The organism is Sphingobium sp. (genome assembly GCF_049304695.1).
Taxonomy (GTDB): Bacteria; Pseudomonadota; Alphaproteobacteria; order Sphingomonadales; family Sphingomonadaceae; genus Sphingobium.
In genome coordinates this window covers 218,049-240,333 of sequence record NZ_JBAQOK010000081.1, presented here as the reverse complement: position 1 = coordinate 240,333, position 22,285 = coordinate 218,049, and the positions used below count along the sequence as shown (strand labels likewise).

Annotated in this window: 25 protein-coding genes; 11 read left to right on the top strand and 14 right to left on the bottom strand. The window is 61.9% G+C overall.

The annotated features are described in order from the left end of the window. The first annotated feature begins 99 nt into the window (after positions 1-99). From WA070_RS16000 to rplL, 3 genes are all read left to right on the top strand, one after another. Entirely contained in the window at positions 100-381 is a 282-nt protein-coding gene (locus WA070_RS16000) for a LysR family transcriptional regulator (RefSeq protein WP_422634908.1), read from the top strand. A gap of 512 nt (positions 382-893) precedes the next feature. After that, positions 894-1,409, top strand: a complete 516-nt coding sequence (gene rplJ, locus WA070_RS15995) for a 50S ribosomal protein L10 (protein WP_422634926.1) — start codon at positions 894-896, stop codon at positions 1,407-1,409. Positions 1,410-1,478: 69 nt separating this feature from the next. Then, a complete protein-coding gene (gene rplL, locus WA070_RS15990) occupies positions 1,479-1,850 on the top strand; it encodes a 50S ribosomal protein L7/L12 (protein ID WP_422634907.1) in 372 nt (123 codons plus the stop codon). Between the two features lie 111 nt (positions 1,851-1,961). On the opposite strand, the gene WA070_RS15985 is transcribed toward rplL, so the two are convergent. Continuing rightward, positions 1,962-2,837, bottom strand: a complete 876-nt coding sequence (locus WA070_RS15985; RefSeq protein ID WP_422634906.1) for a metallophosphoesterase family protein — start codon at positions 2,835-2,837, stop codon at positions 1,962-1,964. A 71-nt stretch (positions 2,838-2,908) separates the two neighbouring features. Between WA070_RS15985 and WA070_RS15980 the strand changes: the two genes are divergently transcribed. Then, a complete protein-coding gene (locus tag WA070_RS15980; protein WP_422634905.1) occupies positions 2,909-3,826 on the top strand; it encodes a diacylglycerol/lipid kinase family protein in 918 nt (305 codons plus the stop codon). A 6-nt stretch (positions 3,827-3,832) separates the two neighbouring features. On the opposite strand, the gene WA070_RS15975 is transcribed toward WA070_RS15980, so the two are convergent. Then, positions 3,833-4,990, bottom strand: coding sequence for an N-acetyltransferase (locus WA070_RS15975; RefSeq protein ID WP_422634904.1), 1,158 nt, complete (start codon positions 4,988-4,990; stop codon positions 3,833-3,835). 143 nt (positions 4,991-5,133) lie between these two features. Between WA070_RS15975 and WA070_RS15970 the strand changes: the two genes are divergently transcribed. Then, positions 5,134-6,201, top strand: coding sequence for a fatty acid desaturase family protein (locus WA070_RS15970; RefSeq protein WP_422634903.1), 1,068 nt, complete (start codon positions 5,134-5,136; stop codon positions 6,199-6,201). A 144-nt stretch (positions 6,202-6,345) separates the two neighbouring features. Here WA070_RS15970 and lptG read toward each other — a convergent pair whose 3' ends face one another. Then, a complete protein-coding gene (gene lptG / locus WA070_RS15965) occupies positions 6,346-7,446 on the bottom strand; it encodes an LPS export ABC transporter permease LptG (protein WP_422634902.1) in 1,101 nt (366 codons plus the stop codon). Between the two features lie 3 nt (positions 7,447-7,449). Continuing rightward, complete coding sequence (gene lptF / locus WA070_RS15960) at positions 7,450-8,658, bottom strand: LPS export ABC transporter permease LptF (RefSeq protein WP_422634901.1); 1,209 nt, start codon at positions 8,656-8,658, stop codon at positions 7,450-7,452. A 126-nt stretch (positions 8,659-8,784) separates the two neighbouring features. Between lptF and WA070_RS15955 the strand changes: the two genes are divergently transcribed. After that, entirely contained in the window at positions 8,785-9,279 is a 495-nt protein-coding gene (locus tag WA070_RS15955; RefSeq protein ID WP_422634900.1) for a DUF2141 domain-containing protein, read from the top strand. Between the two features lie 9 nt (positions 9,280-9,288). Further along, positions 9,289-10,257, top strand: coding sequence for a diacylglycerol/lipid kinase family protein (locus WA070_RS15950; RefSeq protein ID WP_422634899.1), 969 nt, complete (start codon positions 9,289-9,291; stop codon positions 10,255-10,257). 59 nt (positions 10,258-10,316) lie between these two features. Here the strand turns inward: WA070_RS15950 and xth are convergent, their stop codons facing one another. From xth to WA070_RS15920, 6 genes are all read right to left on the bottom strand, one after another. Next, positions 10,317-11,090 carry an exodeoxyribonuclease III gene (gene xth, locus WA070_RS15945; protein ID WP_422634898.1) on the bottom strand — a complete coding sequence of 258 codons (774 nt, stop codon included), beginning with the start codon at positions 11,088-11,090 and terminating at the stop codon, positions 10,317-10,319. Between the two features lie 50 nt (positions 11,091-11,140). Then, the gene (gene erpA, locus WA070_RS15940) at positions 11,141-11,467 is read right to left on the bottom strand and encodes an iron-sulfur cluster insertion protein ErpA (protein WP_422634897.1); all 327 of its coding nucleotides are present in this window, start codon (positions 11,465-11,467) and stop codon (positions 11,141-11,143) included. 78 nt (positions 11,468-11,545) lie between these two features. Beyond that, entirely contained in the window at positions 11,546-12,280 is a 735-nt protein-coding gene (locus tag WA070_RS15935) for a M23 family metallopeptidase (protein ID WP_422634896.1), read from the bottom strand. Between the two features lie 110 nt (positions 12,281-12,390). After that, positions 12,391-13,149: a ferritin-like domain-containing protein gene (locus WA070_RS15930; protein ID WP_422634925.1), complete on the bottom strand. Its 759-nt coding sequence runs from the start codon at positions 13,147-13,149 to the stop codon at positions 12,391-12,393. Positions 13,150-13,199: 50 nt separating this feature from the next. Next, entirely contained in the window at positions 13,200-13,661 is a 462-nt protein-coding gene (gene bcp, locus WA070_RS15925) for a thioredoxin-dependent thiol peroxidase (RefSeq protein WP_422634924.1), read from the bottom strand. Continuing rightward, on the bottom strand, positions 13,661-16,348 hold the full coding sequence (locus tag WA070_RS15920) for a bifunctional [glutamine synthetase] adenylyltransferase/[glutamine synthetase]-adenylyl-L-tyrosine phosphorylase (RefSeq protein ID WP_422634895.1): 2,688 nt from the start codon (positions 16,346-16,348) through the stop codon (positions 13,661-13,663). The genes bcp and WA070_RS15920 overlap by 1 nt, the downstream gene beginning before the upstream one ends. Before the next feature lie 80 nt (positions 16,349-16,428). On the opposite strand from WA070_RS15920, the gene WA070_RS15915 reads away from it, so the two are divergent. Then, positions 16,429-16,638 carry a hypothetical protein gene (locus WA070_RS15915; RefSeq protein WP_422634894.1) on the top strand — a complete coding sequence of 70 codons (210 nt, stop codon included), beginning with the start codon at positions 16,429-16,431 and terminating at the stop codon, positions 16,636-16,638. 74 nt (positions 16,639-16,712) lie between these two features. Here WA070_RS15915 and WA070_RS15910 read toward each other — a convergent pair whose 3' ends face one another. Then, positions 16,713-17,588, bottom strand: a complete 876-nt coding sequence (locus WA070_RS15910) for a KPN_02809 family neutral zinc metallopeptidase (protein ID WP_422634893.1) — start codon at positions 17,586-17,588, stop codon at positions 16,713-16,715. A gap of 146 nt (positions 17,589-17,734) precedes the next feature. Between WA070_RS15910 and WA070_RS15905 the strand changes: the two genes are divergently transcribed. Further along, complete coding sequence (locus WA070_RS15905) at positions 17,735-18,913, top strand: DUF3734 domain-containing protein (protein ID WP_422634892.1); 1,179 nt, start codon at positions 17,735-17,737, stop codon at positions 18,911-18,913. Further along, positions 18,910-19,716, top strand: coding sequence for a 3-hydroxybutyrate dehydrogenase (locus tag WA070_RS15900; protein WP_422634891.1), 807 nt, complete (start codon positions 18,910-18,912; stop codon positions 19,714-19,716). The genes WA070_RS15905 and WA070_RS15900 overlap by 4 nt, the downstream gene beginning before the upstream one ends. Before the next feature lie 238 nt (positions 19,717-19,954). Here WA070_RS15900 and WA070_RS15895 read toward each other — a convergent pair whose 3' ends face one another. Genes WA070_RS15895 through WA070_RS15885 form a run of 3 tightly spaced genes read right to left on the bottom strand, consistent with a single transcriptional unit; the run spans position 19,955 to position 20,661 of the window. Then, positions 19,955-20,254, bottom strand: a complete 300-nt coding sequence (locus WA070_RS15895) for a hypothetical protein (protein WP_422634890.1) — start codon at positions 20,252-20,254, stop codon at positions 19,955-19,957. Between the two features lie 2 nt (positions 20,255-20,256). After that, a complete protein-coding gene (locus WA070_RS15890; RefSeq protein WP_422634889.1) occupies positions 20,257-20,385 on the bottom strand; it encodes a hypothetical protein in 129 nt (42 codons plus the stop codon). Positions 20,386-20,430: 45 nt separating this feature from the next. Beyond that, on the bottom strand, positions 20,431-20,661 hold the full coding sequence (locus WA070_RS15885; protein ID WP_422634888.1) for a hypothetical protein: 231 nt from the start codon (positions 20,659-20,661) through the stop codon (positions 20,431-20,433). Between the two features lie 260 nt (positions 20,662-20,921). Between WA070_RS15885 and WA070_RS15880 the strand changes: the two genes are divergently transcribed. Then, positions 20,922-22,283: an amidohydrolase gene (locus tag WA070_RS15880; RefSeq protein WP_422634887.1), complete on the top strand. Its 1,362-nt coding sequence runs from the start codon at positions 20,922-20,924 to the stop codon at positions 22,281-22,283. Positions 22,284-22,285 lie beyond the last annotated feature (2 nt).

The following is a 22,285-nucleotide window of genomic DNA, read 5'->3' as shown; positions in this document are numbered from 1 at the left end:
CGATCTGGGTTCCCGCCTGCGCCGGAACACCCGACCCTTCTTCCATTCCCCCCACACACCCCCTTCCAATGTAGGATTTCCCCTGCTTTATCCTGAAAGATGGAACAGCCTCGCAAAACCCCCGGCCCCCGCCCCTCCCGCACCTATTGGACGCCCACGAAGCAGCGTCTCTTCCTCGCCGCGTTGCTCGAAACCGGCAATGTCTCCTATGCCGCGCGGGCGGTGGGCATGTCGCGGTCCAGCGCGCACCGGCTGCGCGCGCGGCTGGCTGGCACGCCGTTCGACCAGACATGGGGCCGCGCGCTGGCGATCCATGCCGGGCGCATGAACGATCCCTTCGCTCCCGAAACGCCCCGCCGCGCCGCGCCGCGACCGGCATGAACCCGGCGCGCCCCCGTCACCTGACCGTCGCGGCGATGACGCGCGGCTGTCGCGTTCGTGTCGCGCCTGTGTCGCGTCCGGGGCGCGTCGCTATGACCCTGCTGGCGCGTCAGCGGCGCCTGGCCGTCGCCTGGCCGTCGCTTCCCCGTCGCTTGGGCTGCAAAACACGCGACGACATTGTGAACTTCGCAAGTGACGCGCGTCCCAGCCCTCATCGCCGCATCAGATTCCGCGTGACATCCCCACCCCCACCGGCTAAAGGCCCGCCCAGCAGACCCTCTTTGGGTCTTCCGTCCGAGACAGTTGGTGAAGGGAATATGCCCTTCTTAATGTCCAGCCTAGACGGGGAAAAGTTCTTGCCGGACGGCTTTGCCGATCCGGGTCTGCCCGGTTTCCTTGTGAATGCGGGCCAGTCGATCTCTCCCCTTCGGACTTTCAGTACCCCGCGGCTGCGTGTCGCGGGTTTTAGTCGTCCGTCGATTCTTTCGGCGGACAGCAAGTGGAGTAATGGCATGGATCGTAATCAGAAAGCTGAGGTCGTTTCCGCGCTTAACGCAGAGCTGGCAGAAGTTGGCGTGGTCGTCGTGACCCGCAATCTTGGCATGACCGTCGCACAGTCGACTGTCCTGCGCCAGAAAATGCGCGAAGCCGGTGCGACCTTCAAGGTTACGAAGAACCGTCTCGCCCGTATCGCCCTTGACGGCACGGCCTATGGCTCGATCAGCGACCTGCTGACCGGCCCTATCGGCCTTGCTACCTCGGTCGACCCGGTCGCAGCCGCCAAGGTTGCGGTCGAATTCGCAAAGACCAACGATAAACTGGAAATCGTTGGCGGCGCGATGGGCGAAGTGCTGCTCGATGCGGAGGGCGTCAAGGCCCTGGCATCGATGCCGTCGCTGGATGAACTGCGCGCTAAGCTGGTCGGCCTTCTGGTCGCCCCTGCTACCAAGCTCGCAACCGTCACCCAGGCACCGGCAGCGCAGCTTGCGCGAGTCTTCAACGCCTATGCGGAGAAGGAAGCGGCTTAAGGCTGCTCCCGACACGTTTTTTAGACACTCATCTGACGGGGCGTATCGCCCCAAACAAGGATACTACACATGGCAGACATCAACGCACTGGTCGAACAGCTTTCGGCCCTCACCGTTCTCGAAGCTTCCGAGCTGTCGAAGGCTCTGGAAGAAAAGTGGGGCGTTAGCGCCGCTGCTGCCGTCGCCGTTGCCGGCCCGGCCGCTGCCGCTGCACCTGCTGCTGAAGAGCAGACCGAGTTCGACGTGATCCTGACCGGCGACGGTGGCAAGAAGATCAACGTCATCAAGGAAGTTCGCGCCATCACCGGCCTGGGCCTGACCGAAGCCAAGACCCTGGTTGAGTCGGCTCCCAAGGCGATCAAGGAAGGCGTGAACAAGGACGAGGCCAACAAGGTCAAGGCTCAGCTCGAAGCCGCTGGCGCGACCGTCGAACTGAAGTAATTGGACACGCCCTGCCTTGATGGCGGGGCATGACCATCCGGCCGGATCGAAAGATCATGGCCGAAGAAATTGGGCGGTGCCTTACGGCGCCGCCCTTTTCTGCCTTGATGGCTATCGCGTAACGCGTTTGGCCATCGAACCCACCACCGGCCCTTCGGCCATGTCCCGCGCTTCCCACACCTCGCCGTCATGCCGATAATCGACATGGCTCGCCCTTTGAAAACCCGCCCCGTCCCAGACGATGACCTGCACTTCGATCTCATTGTTGCGACGAACATGCAGCCAGTTGAAACTTTGCGGCTCATCATTGCGCAACCGGGTGGACGTCGCCGTCCCCGCCTGAATCACCAGCGCACCGCCCGCCCGCTCGACCATCTTGCGGGCCGATTCGGCATAAGTCCGGTGAAAATGCCCGGCGAGCGCCAGGTGGACGCCCGCCTCGCACATCGCCACCACCGCATCATCATGCTGCCCAACCGCCTCGCTCAGTTCGCCGCCCGTGCCGATCGGCATGGCAAACAAAGGATGATGGGTAACAAGGATACGGGTCTTTTCCGGCGGCACAGGTCCAAAACATGCCCGCACCCGGTCCATCTGGTCATGGTTGATCCGCCCATCCTTGATCGTCAGCGACCGCGCCGTGTTCAATCCCAATATGGCAACCTCCTCATCCTCATAAAAAGGACAAAGATCGTTGCTGATATACCGCTTATACCGATCCAGCGGCGCGGCGAACCGGCGCACCACATCATAAAGGGGAATGTCATGATTGCCCGGCACGACCAGCAGCTTGTGCCCCGCCGCCCGCAACTGGTTGAGCCAGGCGGCAGCGGCCTTGAATTGCGCGATCCGGGCACGCTGCGTGAAATCGCCGCTGATGATGATCAGGTCGGGACGCCGTTCATCCAGCCATGCGGTGGCGGCATCAACGATCTTGGGATCATTGGCGCCAAAGTGAATGTCGGAAAGATGCGCGATACGGGCCATGGTCTTGTAACGAATCCAAAGCTGGCGAGTTTCCGCTGGACCCCAAAAGCATTTCAATGAGTTGTTGTGGCATGGAAACGAATCAACCGCTTCGCCCCCTTCCCAAGGACGCCGTTCTGGTCGTCAACGCCCATAGCCGACGGGGGCAGGACATGTTTGCGCAAGCCAAGGATAAGCTGGAGCAGGCGGGTATCCGCCTGATTGCAGCTCATGCCGTCGAAGATCCGACCCAGATGGATGCGACAGTGCGCAAGGCAGTGGCCGATGGCGCCCCAATGGTCATCGTGGGCGGAGGCGACGGGTCAATGTCTGGTACGGTCGATGAGCTGGTCGGCAAGGATTGCGTGTTCGGCGTGCTGCCGCTTGGTACCGCCAACAGCTTTGCCCGGACATTGGGCCTGCCGCTTGACGTTGACGGCGCGGTGCAGGCCATCGCCACCGGCAAGCGCCGCCGCGTCGATCTGGGCATGATCGACGATGATTATTTCGTCAACGCCGCTTCGCTTGGCCTGTCGCCTATGATCGGCCAGACGGTGCCGCATAAGCTGAAACGCTATCTGGGACGGATCGGCTATCTCGTCTGGGCGGTCAAATGTTCGGTCGGCTTCCGCGCCTTTCGCCTGACCATAGGCGATGGCGAAAAAGAAAAGCGCATGTGGTCGACCGAAGTGCGCATCCTCAACGGTCCCTTCCATGGCGGGGTCGAACTATCCGACAATGCCGATGTCGATACCGGCGAAATCGTCGTGCAGACCGTAACCGGGCGCAGCCACATGCGCCTCGCCTGGGACTGGTACGCCAAATTCTTCAAACTGCGTGACCGCGATTCAAACACACAGGAATTTCACGGGAAATCCTTCACCATCGACGCCCGCCCGCCCCAGCGCATCTCCATTGATGGCGAAGTGCTGGCCCGCACACCCGTCACCGTACGCATCGCGGCCGGTGCAGTGGACGTCGCGGTCCCGGCAGACTGGGCGACCCGGTGAAACTTCTCAAAGCGGTTTTTCGTAAATATTATAGACCTTGTTGACCTTACTCAAAATCGCTTCGGCGATAGCGTTCATGCCCTGATTATCCTCCAGCACCCAACCGATCTCCCCGCGCGTCGATTCATATTTCGACACCGCTTCCAGCCGGATCGTTTCGATCATCATGAAGGCAAGCTGGCTGGCCATGCGCGACGACTGGAGTTTTTGCACTACGCCCATCAACGGCACGCGCATTGTACGCACCTTGGGCTTACGCAGCCACCAAAGGAGCTTGGCCCAACCGAATGGAAATAATGCGCCATTTAGCGGCGCCAGCGCTTCGTTCAGATCTGGCAACGTCATCATGAACGCTACCGGTTCGCCATCCAGCTCCGCGATCATAATCAAATCTTCAAAGACGATCGGCTTCAGCTTCTTGCCCGTATGCGCGATTTCCGCGTCGGTGATCGGCACGAAGCCCCAGTTGTTGCCCCAAGCGTCGTTCAGGATCGACAGGATGATCGCCGCTTCGGTGTCGAACTTCGCCTTCTCCACCTTGCGGATGCGAATACGCGGGTTCTTCTCCCCCGATGCGATGATACGCTGGATCAGCGGCGGGAACGCGTTGGTGATGTCCAATTCATAGGTCTGGAGTTTTTTTGCCAGCACATAGCCCGCCGCTTCAATCATCGCCTGATAGGCGGGGCTGTTATGGCCCATCATGACCGTAGGGGGATGATCATGCCCCTCCACTAACAGCCCCGGCTCTTCCCAGATAGAAAGCGAGATCGGCCCAAGCGAACGGGTCATGCCCTTGTCGCGCAGCCAGTCCTCGGCCCGCGCGATCAGCGCCGCGCCGACCGATGCATCCTCCGCCTCGAACATGCCGAAATTGCCGGTCCCTGGCCCCATGCCCTGCTCAACGGGCTGGGTCAGTGCCAGATGATCGATATGGGCGGAAATACGGCCGACTACGTGACCATTACGACGTGCGAGAAAATATTGTGCTTCTGCATGGCCGAAAAACGGGTTCCTGCCCGGCGTCAGCAATTCCTTCACTTCAGCCTTGAGCGGGGGCACCCAGTTTGGATCGTCGGCGTAGATGCGCCAAGGCAGGTCGATAAAGGCTTTGAGATCGGCCTTGCCGGACACGGGAGTGATCACCAGATTATCTTGCGCCATGACTGCCGTCGTTCCTTGGAAATTTGCGGTGGAATTCGGCTCTTGTCGGCGCAAAGTCAATCTCAGGTACAGGGCCTGCGCATAAGATGGCGATGTCACGGTGCTGCCACGATGTCAGCGCATTTGGAGTCTAAAAGCGACGCATGACTGTGCATGATCCTATATTGACCGCCGCTCAGCGCGCGCGCGCGACCATCCCCGACGATGCGGCCATGTTGCGTGCCGCAGCCGACCTGACGCGCCAGCTATCGACTGCCAATCCGCGCATATATTGGGCAGACATGCTGGCGTCTGCGCTGATCGGCTATGCCGGACTGGCGGGTGCCATAATGGCCGATCATGTCGGCGCCGCTATCGCCTGTGGCGTAGTTTCGATGCTGGCTCTTTATCGGGCAGCCAGCTTCATTCATGAATTGACCCATATCCGCAAGGACGCTTTACCGGGCTTTAGGTTGGCCTGGAATCTCGCTGTCGGCATCCCGCTGATGATACCGTCGTTCATGTATGAAGGCGTACATACCCAGCACCATGCGCGTACGCGTTATGGCACGGCTGACGACCCTGAATATCTGCCGCTTGCACTGATGAAGCCATGGTCGCTGCCGCTGTTCATCCTTATTGCCTCGCTCGCGCCGATCGGCCTGATCCTGCGCTTTGGCTTACTGACACCAGCGTCACTGATTATTCCACCACTGCGAAGCAAGGTCGTCGCTGAATTTTCAGCGCTATCGATCAATCCGGCCTATCGCCGCCGTGCGCCCGAAGGCGACTTTGCGCGGCAATGGGCGTGGCAGGAAGCGGGCGCTTGCCTTTTCGCGCTGGCGCTAGTGGGCAGCGTGTTCGTGGCCGGGTGGAAGCCATTGCTCGTCTATATGGCCGTTCATTCGGCCATGACGGTCATCAACCAGGTGCGCACGCTGGTCGCGCATTTGTGGGAGAATGAAGGCGAGCCGATGACCGTCACCGCGCAATATCTCGATTCGGTCAATGTGCCGCCGCCTGGTCACCTGCCCGCTTTGTGGGCGCCGGTTGGGCTTCGCTATCACGCTTTGCATCATTTACTGCCGAGCGTTCCGTATCACGCCCTGGCTGAGGCGCATCGGCGCTTGATCGCGATTTTGGAGGGCGAATCCTCCTATCATCGCGGCAATTATCGTGGACTGTTGCCGCTGGTCAGCAAGATTGCGCGGAGCACTATGACGGTTCGCTAAGCCGACTATTTTATTACGTTGCACATTGAAACTGGAAAAATCGATCCCATATCACGGTTGTTCCGATCGCTCTTCTCCTCCCCCGGAGGATCGGAACACCCCAATGGACCCCGGCGGCATCCCTTGCCCGCCGGGGTTTTTTGCTCATTCTTCCGTCCTGAATAAAACGGTTTCGCCGACCAACAGGAACAGGAAGAAGGGTGCCCAGGCAGCCAGGAAGGGCGGGTATGCGCCCAGGCTTCCCATCGCCAGCGAGAAATTATCCGCAACGAAATAAGCGAAACCCAGCGCCATTCCCATCACCGCCCGCACGAATAATTGCCCTGATCTGGCAAGACCAAAGGCCGCGACTGAACCCAGGATTGGCATCAATAGCGCCGACAAAGGCCCGGACAGCTTGTGCCATAGATTAGCCTGAAGCTCAGCAGTGGGCCGTCCAGCATCATGCAGATCGGATATCGCAGACTGCAATTCACTGAAGGTCAACGCGTCAGGATCGACCTTCGCTAGAGTGAACTGGTCTGGGCGGATATCGCGGCCAAAGCGAACAGTGCCGATGTTGGTCATCGTACCGCGCGCAACGTCGAACTGCGTCGCGCCCTCCAGCACCCAGCTTTTGCTCGGCGCGTCATAATGGCCGCGCGGCGCTTGAATGATGGTCGTCAGGCTATTGTTGATGCGATTGAAGATTTCAATCTTGCGCAACTGCACCTGCGTGCCTCGCCCGGCGACGATCGCCACGCTGACAAGGTTATTGCCGTCGAGCACCCACGGATTGCTTTTGACCCCCTTGTCCGGCGGGACTGGGCCATAATCGACCGCCTGCCAGGCGGCAAGCGCAGCGGTTGAGCGCGCCACGATCCGTTCGTTGAAAGCATAGCTGATCAGCGCCACCCCCAGCGCCGCCGCGACGAGCGGTGCCAGAATTTGATGCGCCGACAGACCCGCCGCCTTCATCGAAATGATTTCGCTATTCTGGTTCAGCGTAGCCAGCATGACCAACGTCCCCAGCAACACCGAAAAAGGCAGAAAACGGGCGATGATCTGCGGCACGCGCAGGCCGACATAATGCCATAATTGCGGATCGCCATTGCCGGGATAGGCCAAAATATCCCCGGATTCGCCTAGCAAATCGAGCGTCTGAAGAACCACGACCAGCAGCAACAGAACCACCAGCGTCCGCGTCAGAAACTGACGCGCCATATACCAGCTGATCTGGCGTGACGGAAAAAATGCGAGTTGCATGGTCTACGCGTCTCCGTCCACTGGGGTGGGCCGTCTGCCGAACCGCAACATGCGCACGACCTGCTTGCCGAGCGTGGCGAAGGCGAATTCCAGCGCGGCGATCGGTTGGCCACCGGGGCGATTAGCGATCACATGATACATCCATAAGACGAGGCCCGACATGAATATGAACGGTCCCCATAAGGCGATGATCGGATCGACCTTGCCCAGCGCACCGATGCTTTCGCCATATTGATTGATCTTATGATAGGTCACAATGAAGACGATCGACAGGAATACGCCCAACGCAGAACTGGATCGTTTGGGCGGAATGGCGAACGCCAACGCCGCCAGCGGCAACAGCATCATGAACACCACTTCGACCATTCGGTAGTGGAAATTGGCGCGCACTTCATCGCGCAATTTTTCGGGCGTAGCGCTGTTGCGACCGATCACGACCAATTCTGGAATCGTCTGCTCCCGGTCATTATCGCGCCCGCGGAAACTCTCAATCTGCGGCAGGTCGATCGGCAGATCGTGGCTGGAAAAGGACAGGATACGCGGCGTCTTATATTTGGGTGCGTCATTGACCAGCACGCCATCGCGCAGTCGAAAGATGATCGTATCCGGGTCATCGGTCGCAAGGAACTTGCCCTGCGCCGCCGTTACCGCGACCGATTGCCCGTCGCTACTGATCGCACGGACGAAAATACCCTGAAGATTGCGGCCATTGTCCAGGCTGCGCTCGATCCGCAACGTCATCCGCTTGCCGAGGCTGGTAAATTCACCGACCTTGATCGACGCGCCCAGCGCGCCCGACCGGAGTTCGAATCGCAAGGCTTCATAGGCGTGGCGGGACAAGGGTTGAACGAAACCGACGATACCAAAATTGAGCAGCGCCAGCGCGATCGCATACATATAGGGCACGCGCAGCAGCCGCCCATAGGACAGGCCCACCGCGCGCATCACGTCCAGTTCTGACGACATGGCCAGCTTGCGAAACGCCAGCAGGATGCCCAGCATCAATCCGATCGGGATGCCGAGCGACAGATATTCAGGCAGCATGCTGGCCAGCATGCGCCACACGACGCTGACCGGTCCGCCTTCCGCCGCGACGAAATCGAACAGGCTCAACATCTTGTCGAGCACCAGCAGCATCGCGGCGATCACCAGTGTAGCCAGCATAGGCACGGCGATCAGGCGGGCGAGATAACGGTCGGTGGCGGTCAGCATTCTCTAAGTCGTCGTCCCATCACCATGTTTTGGCCGCAAACCCCGCCCATATGCGAGTCAGTTATTGCGGGGCGAACAGGGGCCAGCCGTCCGGCCTGTCGGGCGGCTATAGCTTCCAGGAGTCTAATGGTCATGTTGAAATTTGCAGTGGGTCTGATGTTGGGGGCAGCGGTCATCGCTACCACCCCGGCGATGGCCCATGGCCAGGAAATCGCCAACGACCTCGAACGGTGCAACGCCGGTGCGAAAGGACCAGCTGTGCTGGTCGATGTGCGTGGCTTCGCTGCTGCGACCGGTTCGGTGCGCGTGCAGTCCTATCCCGGTACGCGGGACGCGTGGCTGACCAAAGGTGCGTGGATCAACCGCATCGAAGCACCGGTCCATCCTGCGAATGGCGGCATGCGGTTTTGCGTGCCAGTGCCGCAACCGGGCCGATATGGCATCGCCGTGCGCCATGATCGCGACGGGAACGGCAAGACAGACTTTGCACGGGACGGCGGCGGGTTTTCCAATAATCCGTCGATCAATATTTTCAACCTGGGCAAGCCGGGCGTCGAAAAAGCGGCCTTCTATGCCGGGCCGGGCGTGACGAAAATCACGATCAACCTCAAATATATGTGATCGAAGCCAATGGTCTGCGTCGCACTCCTGTCCAATCCGAAATCCACGGGCAACCGGCAGACCCTTCCGCGCATCCGCAGCTATTGCGCCAGCAATCCCGACATTTTTCATTATGAAGTGGAGCATGTCGAACAGATCGGTCGCGCGCTCCAGACTATCGCCCGCGTCGATCCCGTCGTCATCGTCGTCAATGGCGGTGACGGCACGGTGCAGGCGGCGCTGACGGAGCTGTATCAGGGTGAGCATTTCAAGGGTCGGGTGCCGCCGATCGCTGTACTGCCCAATGGCAAGACCAACCTCATTGCGCTCGACCTGGGCATTCATGGCGACCCCATCAAGGCGCTGGAGCGGATCGTGGAGATCGCCAAGGCGGGCGTGGACAATCATGTCGTCGCGCGTGAACTGATCGCGCTGTCGGATGGCGCGATCGGCAGCCGTCCGGTGCTCGGCATGTTTCTGGGTGGCGCTGGGCTGGCCGATTATATGCTCTATTGCCGCAACCAGATTTACCCGCTCGGCCTGTCCAATGGCCTGAGCCATGTTATCACCGCGCTCGCAGTTGTGTTTTCATTGCTGTTTGGCTTCCGCGCCAAGTTCCTGCCGCCTTCGGGTAATCCGGTGAGCATATCCCTGATTCGCGACGGGCAGTTGGTCGGGCGTTTTGCCGTCCTGATCGTCACCACGCTGGAACGACTGCTGTTGGGCGTGGACCCCGGCGATAGCCGCCGTGGCAACATGAAGCTGATGGCGGTGGACCAGAACCTGCCCGCCCTGCTGCGCCTCGTCTGGGCCAGTATCTGGGGCCGGGTTGGCAAGAGTCAGATGCATGGCATCCATCTGGAGCAGGGTGACACGATCCGCATCGAAGGCCATCACAGCAGCGTCATATTGGATGGCGAACTGTTCGAAGCATCGGAGGGCAAGCCGATCGTTTTGCGATCGACCCAGCCGGTGCCATTCCTGCGTCTGGCGGCCTGAATCGCGGTCATTTCGATGGTTTTCCGCGCGTCAATTTAGCGAGTGAGAACCACAGCTTTTCACATTTTCAATTTCACCCAGACCGGCGCGTGGTCGCTGGCTTTCTCCCGGCCGCGAAAGTCCCGATCGACTTGCGCGTCGGCCAGACGATCGGCGGCAGAGGGGCTGAGCAACAGATGATCGATGCGAAAGCCCGCGTCACGAGGCCAGGCGTTCATCTGATAGTCCCAGAAGGTCCATACGCCACCCGCCGGATGGCGTGTGAGCAGCGCATCGGTCCATCCGTCGTTGAGCAGGCGTCGGTAGGCGGCGCGGCTTTCGGGCTGCATCAGCGCATCGTCGGCCATCGCCTTGACCGAGTAGGTGTCCACATCGCGCGGAATGACATTATAGTCGCCCGCCAGCACGGCAGGCACTTCCTCTGCCCAGATTTCGGCTGCGCGATCGCGTAGCCGCTTCATCCAGCGCAGCTTGTAATCGAATTTCGGGCCGGGCTGCGGATTGCCGTTGGGGAGGTAGATGCTGGCGATGCGGACGCCGTTCACATCGGCCTCCAGATAGCGGCTATGCTCGTCCTCTACTTCGCCCTCCAGCCCGCGTCGTACCTCGACCGGGGTCTGCCCCCGCGCCAGGATTGCAACGCCGTTGAAGCCCTTCTGACCGTGCCAGATGACACCATAGCCAGCGGCTTCGATGTCCTTGACCGGGAAGGTGTCGTCCGACGTCTTGATTTCCTGAAGGCAGGCGACGTCGGGCTGCGTTTCGTCCAGCCATTCCAGCAGGCGCGGCAGGCGTGCCTTGATGCCGTTGATGTTGAAGGTGGCGATGTGCATGGACGATTCTCCTTGCACACGTCCCTAAAGCGAAGACACGCGCTTGGCTATCAGACCGAAAAGCTGGTGCCGCAGCCGCAACCGGCCGTGGCGTTGGGGTTCGTCACTTTGAAGGCCGCGCCGCCAAGGTCGGATACGAAATCGACCGCCGATCCGCGCACCAGATCCAGACTGACGTCATCGACCACCAGTGTCACGCCGTCGCGTTCAACGGCCAGATCGTCCGGCTCTACCCCGTCGGCAAGGCCAAAGCGATATTGGAAGCCCGAGCAGCCGCCGCCTTCGACAGCCAGCCGCAGGATCGCGGGCTTGCCCTGTTTCGCGGCGATCGTCGCGACACGGGCAGCGGCGGAGGGAGTGAGATCGATGTCGGCCATACGCGCCTAGATAGGGTCAAGCAAAAGGCCCGGCAACCCATGGGGCGCCGGGCCTTTGCGAAATCGTTCGATTGTCGATCAATCGGCGGCTTTTTCCTGTGCGGGGGTCGGGCCACCCATGGCCAGAGGCGGCTTGGTATTCACCGCCACCAGATAGTCGGGACCGGCCACGAAAGGCAGCGGGTTGATCGCCGCGCCATCGACGCGGACTTCATAATGAAGATGGCTGCCGGTCGAGCGGCCGGTCGACCCCATCAGGCCGATGATCTGACCGCGCTTCACGAAGCTGTTGGCGGGCACCAGCAGTTTGGACATGTGGCCGTAGCGCGTTTCCATGCCGCTGCCGTGCGAAATCTGGATCAGGTTGCCATAACCACTGGCCCAGCCTGCGCGGTTGACAATGCCATCGGCGGTGGCGTGGATCGGCGTGCCGACGGGACCGGGAATGTCGATGCCCTTGTGCATGCGGGCTGAGTGATTGAACGGGTCGGAGCGAAGGCCGAAGTTGGAGGTCAGTGCGAGTTTTTCGACCGGGCGGCCCGAAGGAATGTAGGCGGCGGTAGTCGCATTGCCATCGAGGCGCTGAAGGCTGGTGAAGAGGGTGGAGAAGCCAACGTCCTTTGGACCAAGAGCGCTGGTGTTGATTTCCGAAGCGTCGCCATAGGGATCATCGGTGTTGCGGCTGTCGGCCTGTGCCGGGACAGCGGCGAGCAAGGCGCCGACCATTCCCAATCCTGCAAAAAATTTGATGGTTTTTACGGAGGACCGGAACAAACGTCCACCACGAGAATTGACCGAGTGTAGAACCGACATGCAGACCCCGACTTATGAAACCGGAGCCTTGATTGGCCCTCGGCGCTTCCCGTGATTAATTTTTTGGCGACTGTGATCGCCCCCGCCGGATGCAGACTGCAAATCCCCGTTCATGTTGCAAGCGCTGCGTAAAATTCCTGGGTCAAACCGGCCTGTCGACGCGCCGAGTCGTTGAACGGTGGCTTAACAGACCCCTGAAAATACTGACGAACCAGATTTTGATAGGTGTGTTCCGCCGATACCGATGATCCGTTCGTCGCCGCAATGAACCATTTCGTACCCGCGCGGACATGGCGAATCTCGTCCTTCATGATTCGGCCCAATATCTTTGCCGACACATCGTCCCCTGCCCCTTCGAACCGCTCGATCGTCGCGGGGGTGATGTCGAGCGCGCGTGCTTCGAGCACCATCGGCACGACAGCCAGCCGGGCCAGCACGTCACCCGCCGTCGCTTCGGCGGCCTGCCACAATCCGTCATGGGCGGGCAGCGCGCCATAATGGCTGCCCGATTGATGCAGGCGCCGATCCAGCAATGCAAAATGCATCGCCTCATCCGCGCCGACGTGCATCCAGTCATCGGTGAAGGCAGGCGGGAATTGATCGCCGAAGCGCCCGATCAGATCGAACGCCAGATCGATCGCGACAAATTCGATATGAGCCAGCGCGTGCAGCATGGCGATGCGCGCGCGGGGCGACCCCATCTTACCGCGCCGGGGCATCTGCATCGGCGGGAGCAGCACCGGCGCATCGGGCCGCGCAGGGCGATCGGGCATCGCCACGTCGAACCGATGCGCCAGCCGTCCCAGCCGCCATGCCCGCGCGACGGACCGCGCTGCCACGCGCTTGGCATGGGGATCGGCCGTCAGCATCACATGCGCGCAGGCCGCACCCACGCTGGTCACGTCAGCAGGCAACAGGGTCAAAGCGCGCGCGCCGCCTCCAGAACCTCATCGGCGTGGCCCTTGACCTTCACCTTGGGCCAGACGCGCACGATCGTGCCGTCCGCGTCGATCAGGAAGGTAGCGCGTTCGATGCCCATATATTTGCGGCCATAGAGCGACTTTTCGACCCATGTGCCGAAGGCTTCGCAGGCCGAGCCGTCCTCGTCCGAGGCCAGAATGACGGTGAGGCCATATTTGTCGGCAAACTTGCGCAGCTTGCCCGGCTTATCCTTCGACACGCCGACGACAGGCACGCCTGCTGCGGCATATTCGTCGGCCAGCGCGGTGAAGTCCTTTGCCTCATTGGTGCAGCCGGGCGTGTCCGCCTTGGGATAGAAATAGACGACCAGCGGCTTGCCGCGATAGCGCTCCAGCGTAAATTCGACGTCGTCCGCATCGCGCAGCGTTACGGCGGGTGCGCTATCCCCTTGTACCAGCATCATATCGTCTCCTGATAGGGCGCGGCCAGCGCTGCCCAGGCCTGTGTCACGCTCTGCCGCGCCTTGGCGTAGCTTTCAAGCAGTCCGTCCCAATCCGCCGCGCCGCATGCGCGCGCCAGCAGCGGGCGCGTCGCTTGCGGAGGCTCGGTCGATCCCGGCGACACCAGCCGCGACACGACCAGATAGCGGGTGACAAGATCATGCGCCGCGATAAGGTCTGCTGGCAGATGCCCGGCAGCGACCAGTAGGCCAAGCGCCTGACCAAGGTCAGGGTCGAACGCCATGCCGTGGCGGAATTGCGTGACGTGGATCAGAAATTCCAGATCGACCAGCCCGCCGGGGACCAGTTTGACGTCCAGATCGCTGACGGGTGGTTTGTGGCGGGCGATATCGCCGCGCATCTTCACCGCCTGCCGCGCCAGATCGTCAAAGTCGCGGGGGCGGCGCAACGTTTCATCAAGGATGGCGTCCAGCGCGGCGCGCGCGTGAGGCGAGCCAAAGACCGGGCGCGCACGCGTGAGCGCCAGATGCTCCCATGTCCAGGCTTCCTCCCGCTGATAACGGGCGAAACTGTCGAGGCTGACTGCCAGCAGTCCTTGCGCACCCGATGGCCGCAGCCGGGTATCGACTTCGTAGAGCGGCCCGGCGGCGGTGGACACGGACAGGGCGTTGGTGATGCGCTGGCCCAGCCGATTGAAATATTGGGTTGCGCCCAATGGTTTTGGCCCGTCCGATTCCGCGCGGAAATCACCGGTGAACAGAAAGACGAGATCGAGGTCCGACGCGTGGGTCAGCACGCCCCCGCCCATGCGGCCTAATGCCAGAATCAGCACTTCACCGCCCGGCACTTTGCCATGGGCGGTTTCAAACTCCGCCACTGTCGCGGTGGTCAGCGCCTCGATCGCGGCCTCCGCCACACGGCCATAGCCGCGCCCGACCTCCAGCGGGTCCGCCCCCTGTATGATTTGCGCGCCCAGTGCGAAGCGGCGATCCCCTACCCGCTGGCGCACCCGGTCGAGCAGCGCCTGATAATCCTCGCCCGGTTCCAGCATGGCGAGTTGCCCGGTCAGGATATCGACCGGCGGCACGGGATCGAAGGCGGTGGCGTCGATCAGGCCGTCGATCAGTTCGGCGCGGCGACCCAAGGCGTCTGCGAGTGTGGGGGCGTGGCTCAATATCTCGGCCAGCAGGGCGACGAGCGCAGGGCGGGCGGCGAGCAGCTTGAAGAAATTGATCGCGCTGGGCAGGCGACCGATCATGTCGTCCAGACGGTTGAGCGCACGGGTCGGGTCGGGTGCCTTGGACAGCGCGCGCATCATCTGCGGCAGCAACCCCTCCAGCGCGTCGAGCGAGGCGGGGCTGCGCAGGGCGCGCAGTTTGCCCGCGCGCCAATGGGCGATGCGCGCCATCGGCGTGTCGGGATCGGCAAAGCCCAGATCGGTTAGCTGCGCCTTTAGCAGGTCGGTGTCGTGGGACAGGCTGTCGTCTTTGCGGTCGGGGGTCAGGCGATCGTAATTGGTCCCGACCCATTCGACATGCGGGCGGAGCAGGTCGAGCAAGGCGGTGCCGTCCGCCACACCATGTAACCGGGCGACATTATCCATTCCGTCGGGGGATTTGGGCAGTTCGTGGGTCTGGCGATCCTCCACCATTTGCAGGCGATGTTCGATCGTGCGGAGCAGAACATAGGCCGCATCCAGTTTTTCGGCGACGTCCGGTTCGATCACGCCTGCCGCGCGCAGGGCCGCCAGCGCCTGTCGCGTGTTGCCCGATCGCAGCGCTGGGTCGCGGCCACCATGGATCAGTTGATGCACTTGCGCGAAGAACTCGACTTCGCGAATGCCGCCGCGCCCGCGCTTGAGGTCATAGCCCGGCCCGAACGCCTGCCCCTGCGCATAATGGTCGCGGATGCGGCGGCTGATATCGACGATCGCGTCGATCGCGCCGAAATCCAGACTGCGCCGCCAGACGAAGGGACGGATCTGGCGCAGGAAATAATCGCCCAGCGCAATGTCGCCCGCTGCGGGACGGGCGCGGATGAAGGCGGCCTGTTCCCACCCCAGCGCCATGGATTCATAATAGCCGATCGCCGCCTCCACCGGCAGCGCGATCGGCGTGGCTTCGGGTGAGGGACGCAGGCGTAGATCGACGCGGAAGACATAGCCGTCGCCGTCGCGGGCGCTGAGCAATTCGCTCATCCGCCGGCCGATCCGCACGGCAGCGTCGGCGACATCCTCCCGTTCGTTATGCGGCAGGGTGCGGGGATCGTAGAGCAGGATCGGGTCAATGTCGGAGGAATAGTTCAGCTCGCGGCTGCCATGCTTGCCCAGCGCCAGAACGACGAAGCCGCGATGATCCGCGTCGGGATAGCGTTCAGCCATCGCGGCGGCCAGGGCTTCCTCCACCGCCTGATCGGCGAAATCGGACAGGGTGCGTGTGACGCGATCCAGCCCCCATGCACCCGACAGATCCGCCGCCGCCGTGACCAGCGCGATCGCGCCGCGCCGTCGCCGCAACGATCGGGCGACGCCGTCTTCTATGGTGCCCTGCGCCTGCGCGAGGGCGAGCGCGGCGTCCATGTCGCCGGACGCGAGCGCCTGCGTGACGTCAGGGTAGCGATCCAGCGCGCGCGCCAGAAAAGGGGAATGGGCGGCAATCCGCGCCTGCGTGTCGGGCCAGTCCGTCATCGTCTCTCTCCCTCTGGTCGGGGCTGTTCGACGGGGCTATCGCGCGGGTTTGAGACGAACGCCAGAAACTTTTCAAGCACATGACCGTTCTAATGGGCATGGACATGTATCGCAAACCAGTCTGCCGATCGGCACCGATACGGGAAGCCAGCAATGGCTGCTTCGTTACGGTCGGTATGCCGATGCCCTATGAGGGCGTGGGCAATGCGCTGCGTTCCACATTTGCGGCGGCGCGGGACAGCCTGCCCGACGATATGCTGGCGCTGCTGGGCAAGTTGGATCGGCACTGATTTCCTGAGCGAGCACCACAGGTTTTGACATCAAGCATGGCGCGGTATTGGATCCAATACCGCGCCCATGTTTTTTATATCGACCCGCCAAAGGTGTCGCACTGGGCCGGATCGCCGGTCGATAGCCCCTTGCGCAGCCATTCCATGCGTTCGGCACCGGTTCCATGGGTGAAGCTTTCCGGCACTGGCCTGCGTCCCGCCGACTTCTGGAGCGTATCGTCGCCGATCGCCTGCGCGGCGCGCATGCCTTCTTCCAGATCGCCCGCTTCCATCAAATTGGTGTCGCGTGCAGCCCAGACCCCGGCGTAGCAGTCCGCCTGCAATTCCATCTTGACCTGAAGCGCATTCCCCTGCGCTTCGGACGCCTTGCTCTGCGCCTTGCGGATGCGGTCGGCTTCGCCGGTGATCGTCTGGATATGGTGGCCCACTTCATGCGCGATGATGTAGCCGATGGGGAAATCGCCCGGCGCGTTGAAACGCTGTTCCATTTCGTTGAAGAAATCGGTGTCGAGATAGATGCGCTGGTCCGCCGGGCAGTAAAATGGCCCCATGGCCGATTGCGCCGCACCGCAACCCGACTGGCCGTTCTGGCTGTAGAAGACCAGGGTCGGCGGCGGATAGGTCTGACCGCGTTCCTTGAAGATGTCAGTCCAGCGCCGCTCGGTCGAACCCAGCACCTTGAGCGAAGTGCGCTGCACGGCGGTCAGTTCGTTGGTCGCGGGCCGCTGCGTTTCCACCGGCGCTCCACCACCGCCGCCGCCGATCAGGCTGAGCGGGTTGATGCCCATCACCACCATGATGACCAGCACGATGGCGATGCCGCCACAGCCAAAACGGCTGCCGATCAGCGGGAGCAGCATTCCAAGGCCACCGCCAAAGCCGCCGCCTCCCCCGCCGCGCCCATCCTGAACCTCAAAATGGCCGCTTTCCTGTTCGTCATCCAGCCGCATCGCGCCCTCCCTATCGTCATATCCTGACTACGCATTTCATCGACGGATGCAAACCATGCGATCGGGTACAAGGTTGCGATCAGGGGAATATTTATCCGGCCCAATCCGTTGGATTGCCTGATCCATATCCTATATTGCAGTGCGACATGGCCGATATAGAAACCAAACCGCCCCGCCGCGCCCGTACGCCGCTGCCCCTGCCCCGCGAGGTCGCATTGTTGTTGCAGGGCGGCGGGGCGCTCGGCTCCTACCAGTCGGGCGTCTATGAGCGGCTGGACGAGTTGGGCATCGACGTCACCTGGGTGGCGGGCATTTCGATCGGTGCGGTCAACGCCGCGATCATCGCGGGCAACGCGCCGCATCGGCGCATCAGTCGGCTGAAGAAATTCTGGTACACGCTGTCGGGCGGCATGCCCAACATGATCCTGCCGGAAATCGACCATATCCGCGAAGCCGCGCACCTGATGGCGGCGAGCGCGGTTGCGACATTCGGCGTGCCGGGCATGTTCCGCCCGCGCCTGTGGCCTGCCACGATGATGCCGGAAGGCACGCCGGGCGCGATCAGTTTTTACGACAGCGCGCCGTTGAAAGACATGCTGGACGCCTGCATCGACTGGGATCTGCTGAACGATGGGCCGGTGCGGTTGTCGGTGGGCGCGGTCGATGTCGAGACCGGCAATTTCGCCTATTGGGACACGCGCGGCCGGGGCGGCAATACACGCATCGACGCGCGCCACATCATGGCGTCGGGCGCGCTGCCGCCGGGCCTGCCGCCGATCGAAATTGACGGCCGCTGGTATTGGGACGGTGGCATCGTGTCCAACACGCCGCTTGCCCATGTTCTGAGCCACCAGACCGACGATATGCTGGTATTTCAGGTGGACCTGTTCCCCGCCGAAGGGCCGATGCCGCGCCAGATGACCGATGTCTATTCGCGCATGAAAGACATTCAATATAGCAGCCGCACGCGGCAGGTGACGGATCAATATCTGCAACTGCGCCGCGAACATGGGGCGATCAAGGCGTTGCTCGACAAGCTGCCGTCAGATTTGCAGAATAGTGCAGAGGCGCAGAAGCTGCGCGACATGCTGGATGGCGGATCGGTCAATATCGTCCACCTGATCTATCGCACGCGCGCGTGGGAAAGCGGCGCGAAGGATTTTGAATTTTCCCGCTCGACCATGCTGGACCATTGGGAACAGGGGCGCGATGCCGTGGAAGAAGTGATGCACAAGGGCGACCTGATCGCGCGCAATATCGTCGATGGCAAAAGCGCGACATTCGACCTCGACGCCCCCGATCATCTGAAGGAGAAAATGGCATGAGCAAGTCGGATTCTGGCAAGTCCCTCGCTGGCAAGACCGCGCTGATCACCGGCTCTACGTCGGGCATCGGCCTGGCCTATGCCAAGACGCTGGCGGGCGAAGGCGCGAACATCGTCATCAACGGGTTCGGCGATGCCGATGCCATTGAAAAGGAACGAGTCGGGCTGGAGGCATTGTCGGGTGCAAAGGCGCTCTATTCGGGCCATGACCTGACCAAGCCCGATCAGATCGAGGTGATGATGCAGGAAGCGGCGAACGCGTTCGGCGGCGTCGATATCCTCATCAACAATGCAGGCGTGCAGCATGTTGCGCCGGTGGATGAATTTCCCGTCGATAAATGGGATCTCATCATCGCGCTGAACCTGACCAGCGCGTTTCACACGACGCGGCTGGCGCTGCCCTATATGAAATCGAAGAAATGGGGGCGCATCATTCAGACGGCGTCGGCCCATTCGCTCGTCGCATCGCCCTTCAAGAGCGCCTATGTCACCGCCAAGCACGGACTGGCGGGCTTTACCAAGACGGTGGCACTGGAAGTCGCGACCGATGGCATCACCGCCAACTGTATTTCGCCCGGATATGTGTGGACGCCGCTCGTCGAACAGCAGATCCCCGACACGATGAAGGCGCGCGGCATGACCAAGGAGCAGGTGATGAACGATGTGCTGCTGGCGGGACAACCGACCAAGCAGTTCGTGACCGTGGAACAGATCGCCGCCATGGCGCTGTTCCTGTGCAGCGATGCCGCCGCGAACATTACCGGCGCGAATATGAGCGTGGATGGTGGCTGGACGGCGGGGTAGGACCGGTCGTTTACGGCTTTCGAGCAGACGGTCGGATAAAGAACCGTGCTCACCCTAGTCGTCACCCTGAACTTGTTTCAGGGTCCATCTCCCGTCACGACCGGACGCCTATGGGGCATGATGGATGCTGAGCCGCAGGCCAGCGCAGCTAAACGAGTTCAGCATGACGTGGAGAAATAGGAAGCGTTAATCCTGCACTTGCCCATCGTTCGCGATGGACAAGTGCAAGTATAATGCGTCAGGCAGGCGTAGCGGCAACCGGCGTTTTTGCCAGCAGGCTCAGCACGGCCTGCAATCCTTCTTCGCTGCCCGTCGCCATCGGCAGCGGGCGGTCGGTCAGGCCGTCATGCTGGCTGTTGAGGAACAGGATCGCGGCGCTCGCGCCCAGCGTTTCGATGGCGATGCGCGTGACGCGCCCCTGCCGTTCGGCCTCTGCCGGGGTCAGGCGAACGCTGTTATAGGCGGTAAAGCGCCGTCCGGGCATGGTGCGGCCGGTTGGCGCGGGTGCTGTTGCGGCGGCTTCTGTATCGTCGGCCATGCTCAGCTCTTCAACGTCACGATGCCGACCGGAGCGGGCTTGGTCGATGGGTTGGATGCGTTGGCCTTGGCCGGCTTTTCCGCCTTGGGTTTGCGGACTTCTTTGCTCGATTTCTTCTGGCTCTTGGCCATGGGTCAGTCCTTTTTTGACGATAGTTTCAGATCGGAGAAGGGCGTTCAGGCCCCCGCTTCATCCTCAGCGCGAAATTCTGCGGCGATGGCCTCATCTTCACTTTCGACCGTGCGGGTGGCGCGGCGGCGCTCTGCCCCGGCGGCCAGCATCGCTTCCTTGCCCCAGGCAGCAGCCGCCGACAGGGCGATCCGCCGGGTGTTGGGCAGCGTTTCGGATTCCGCGCGCGCCATATGAATAGACTGCTGGGCGAGGCAGAATGCGGATGTCTGGGCCATGGGACAGGCTCCTTTCAGTAAGGGGAAGGGGCGGCGACATGACGTCGGCTGGGACGATACCCGCGCGTGCGATGTGGCCGGAAAAGGGACGGACGATCATACGGTCGCCAGATGCGACGGATCGTTCCTTTCATAGCCTATATGCGCTTTATGCGGCGAATTTACAAGGGCGTGCCGCTCTGGCCGGGCGGCTGGGCAAAGACCCTCTTTCGCGGACGCAAAATCGCCTTATGCTTGGCCGCAACAAGGGAGATTTCACTATGCGCCATGCGCTCACCGCCTTGCTGGCCGCCGCCAGTTTTTCGTCCATCGCCAGCGCGCAGGACGCTGCGCCTGCCACTGGCCCTGCGCCCGCCGCGACGCCGCAGAGCGCGATCGGTGCGGCGGTGGCCAAGGATATGGACGGGCTGATGACGCTGTATCGCGACCTGCACGCCAATCCCGAATTGTCGGAAAAGGAAGTCAATACCGCCGCCAAGCTGGCCAAGCGATTGAAAGCGCTGAAATATGACGTGACCGAAAAGGTCGGCGGGACTGGCGTGGTTGCGGTGATGAAGAATGGCTCCGGCCCTGTATTGCTGATCCGCGCCGACATGGACGGCCTGCCGGTTGTCGAGCAGACCGGACTGGAGTTCGCGTCCAAGGTCCGCACCAAGACGCCCGAAGGCGTGGAGACCGGCGTGATGCATGCGTGTGGGCATGACACGCACATGACCGCCTTCATCGAAACGGCCAAACTGCTCGCTGCGCGCAAGGATGAGTGGAAGGGCACGCTGGTCATGATCCTGCAGCCCGCCGAAGAGGTTGGGCGCGGGGCGCGGCTGATGCTGGAGGATGGGCTGTATACGCGCTTTCCCAAGCCGACCGATGCCATCGCCTTTCATGACGCGGCCAATCTGGAGGCTGGCACGATCGGCTATACGCCCGGCTATGCGCTGGCCAATGTCGATAGCGTGGACATCATTGTGAAGGGGCTGGGCGGCCATGGCGCCTATCCGCAGACGACCAAAGACCCCATCGTGCTCGGCGCGCGCATCGTCACCACGCTGCAGACACTGATCAGCCGGGAACAGGATCCGCAAGATCCCGCCGTCGTGACCGTTGGCAGTTTTCAGGCGGGAGCGAAGCATAATATCATTCCCGACGAGGCCAAACTGCTGCTGACCATCCGCAGCTATTCGGACGAAACGCGCGCGAAGCTGATCGAGGGGATCAAGCGCATCGCGCGGGGCGAGGCGATCGCGGCGGGCGTGCCGGATGACAAGATGCCGATCGTCACGGTGAAGGACGAGTTCACGCCCTCCACGTTCAACCCGCCCGAATTTGCCGAAAAGATGGCGACCGTGCTGCGCGGGCAGTTCCCGCAGGGGCGCGTGGTCAAGACCAGTGCGGTGATGGGGGGCGAGGACTTCAGCCGCTATTATCGCGCGGACAAGAGCATCAACAGCTTCATATTCTGGGTGGGCGGCGTGCCAGCCGACAAGATGGCGGCGGCGCAGGCGGGACAGGCGAGCCTGCCTTCGCTCCACAGTCCGTTCTGGGCGCCCGAAGCCGACAAGGTGATCGCCACGGCGAGCGAGGCGATGACGGTGCTGGCGCTCGATATATTGAAGAAGCAATAGGC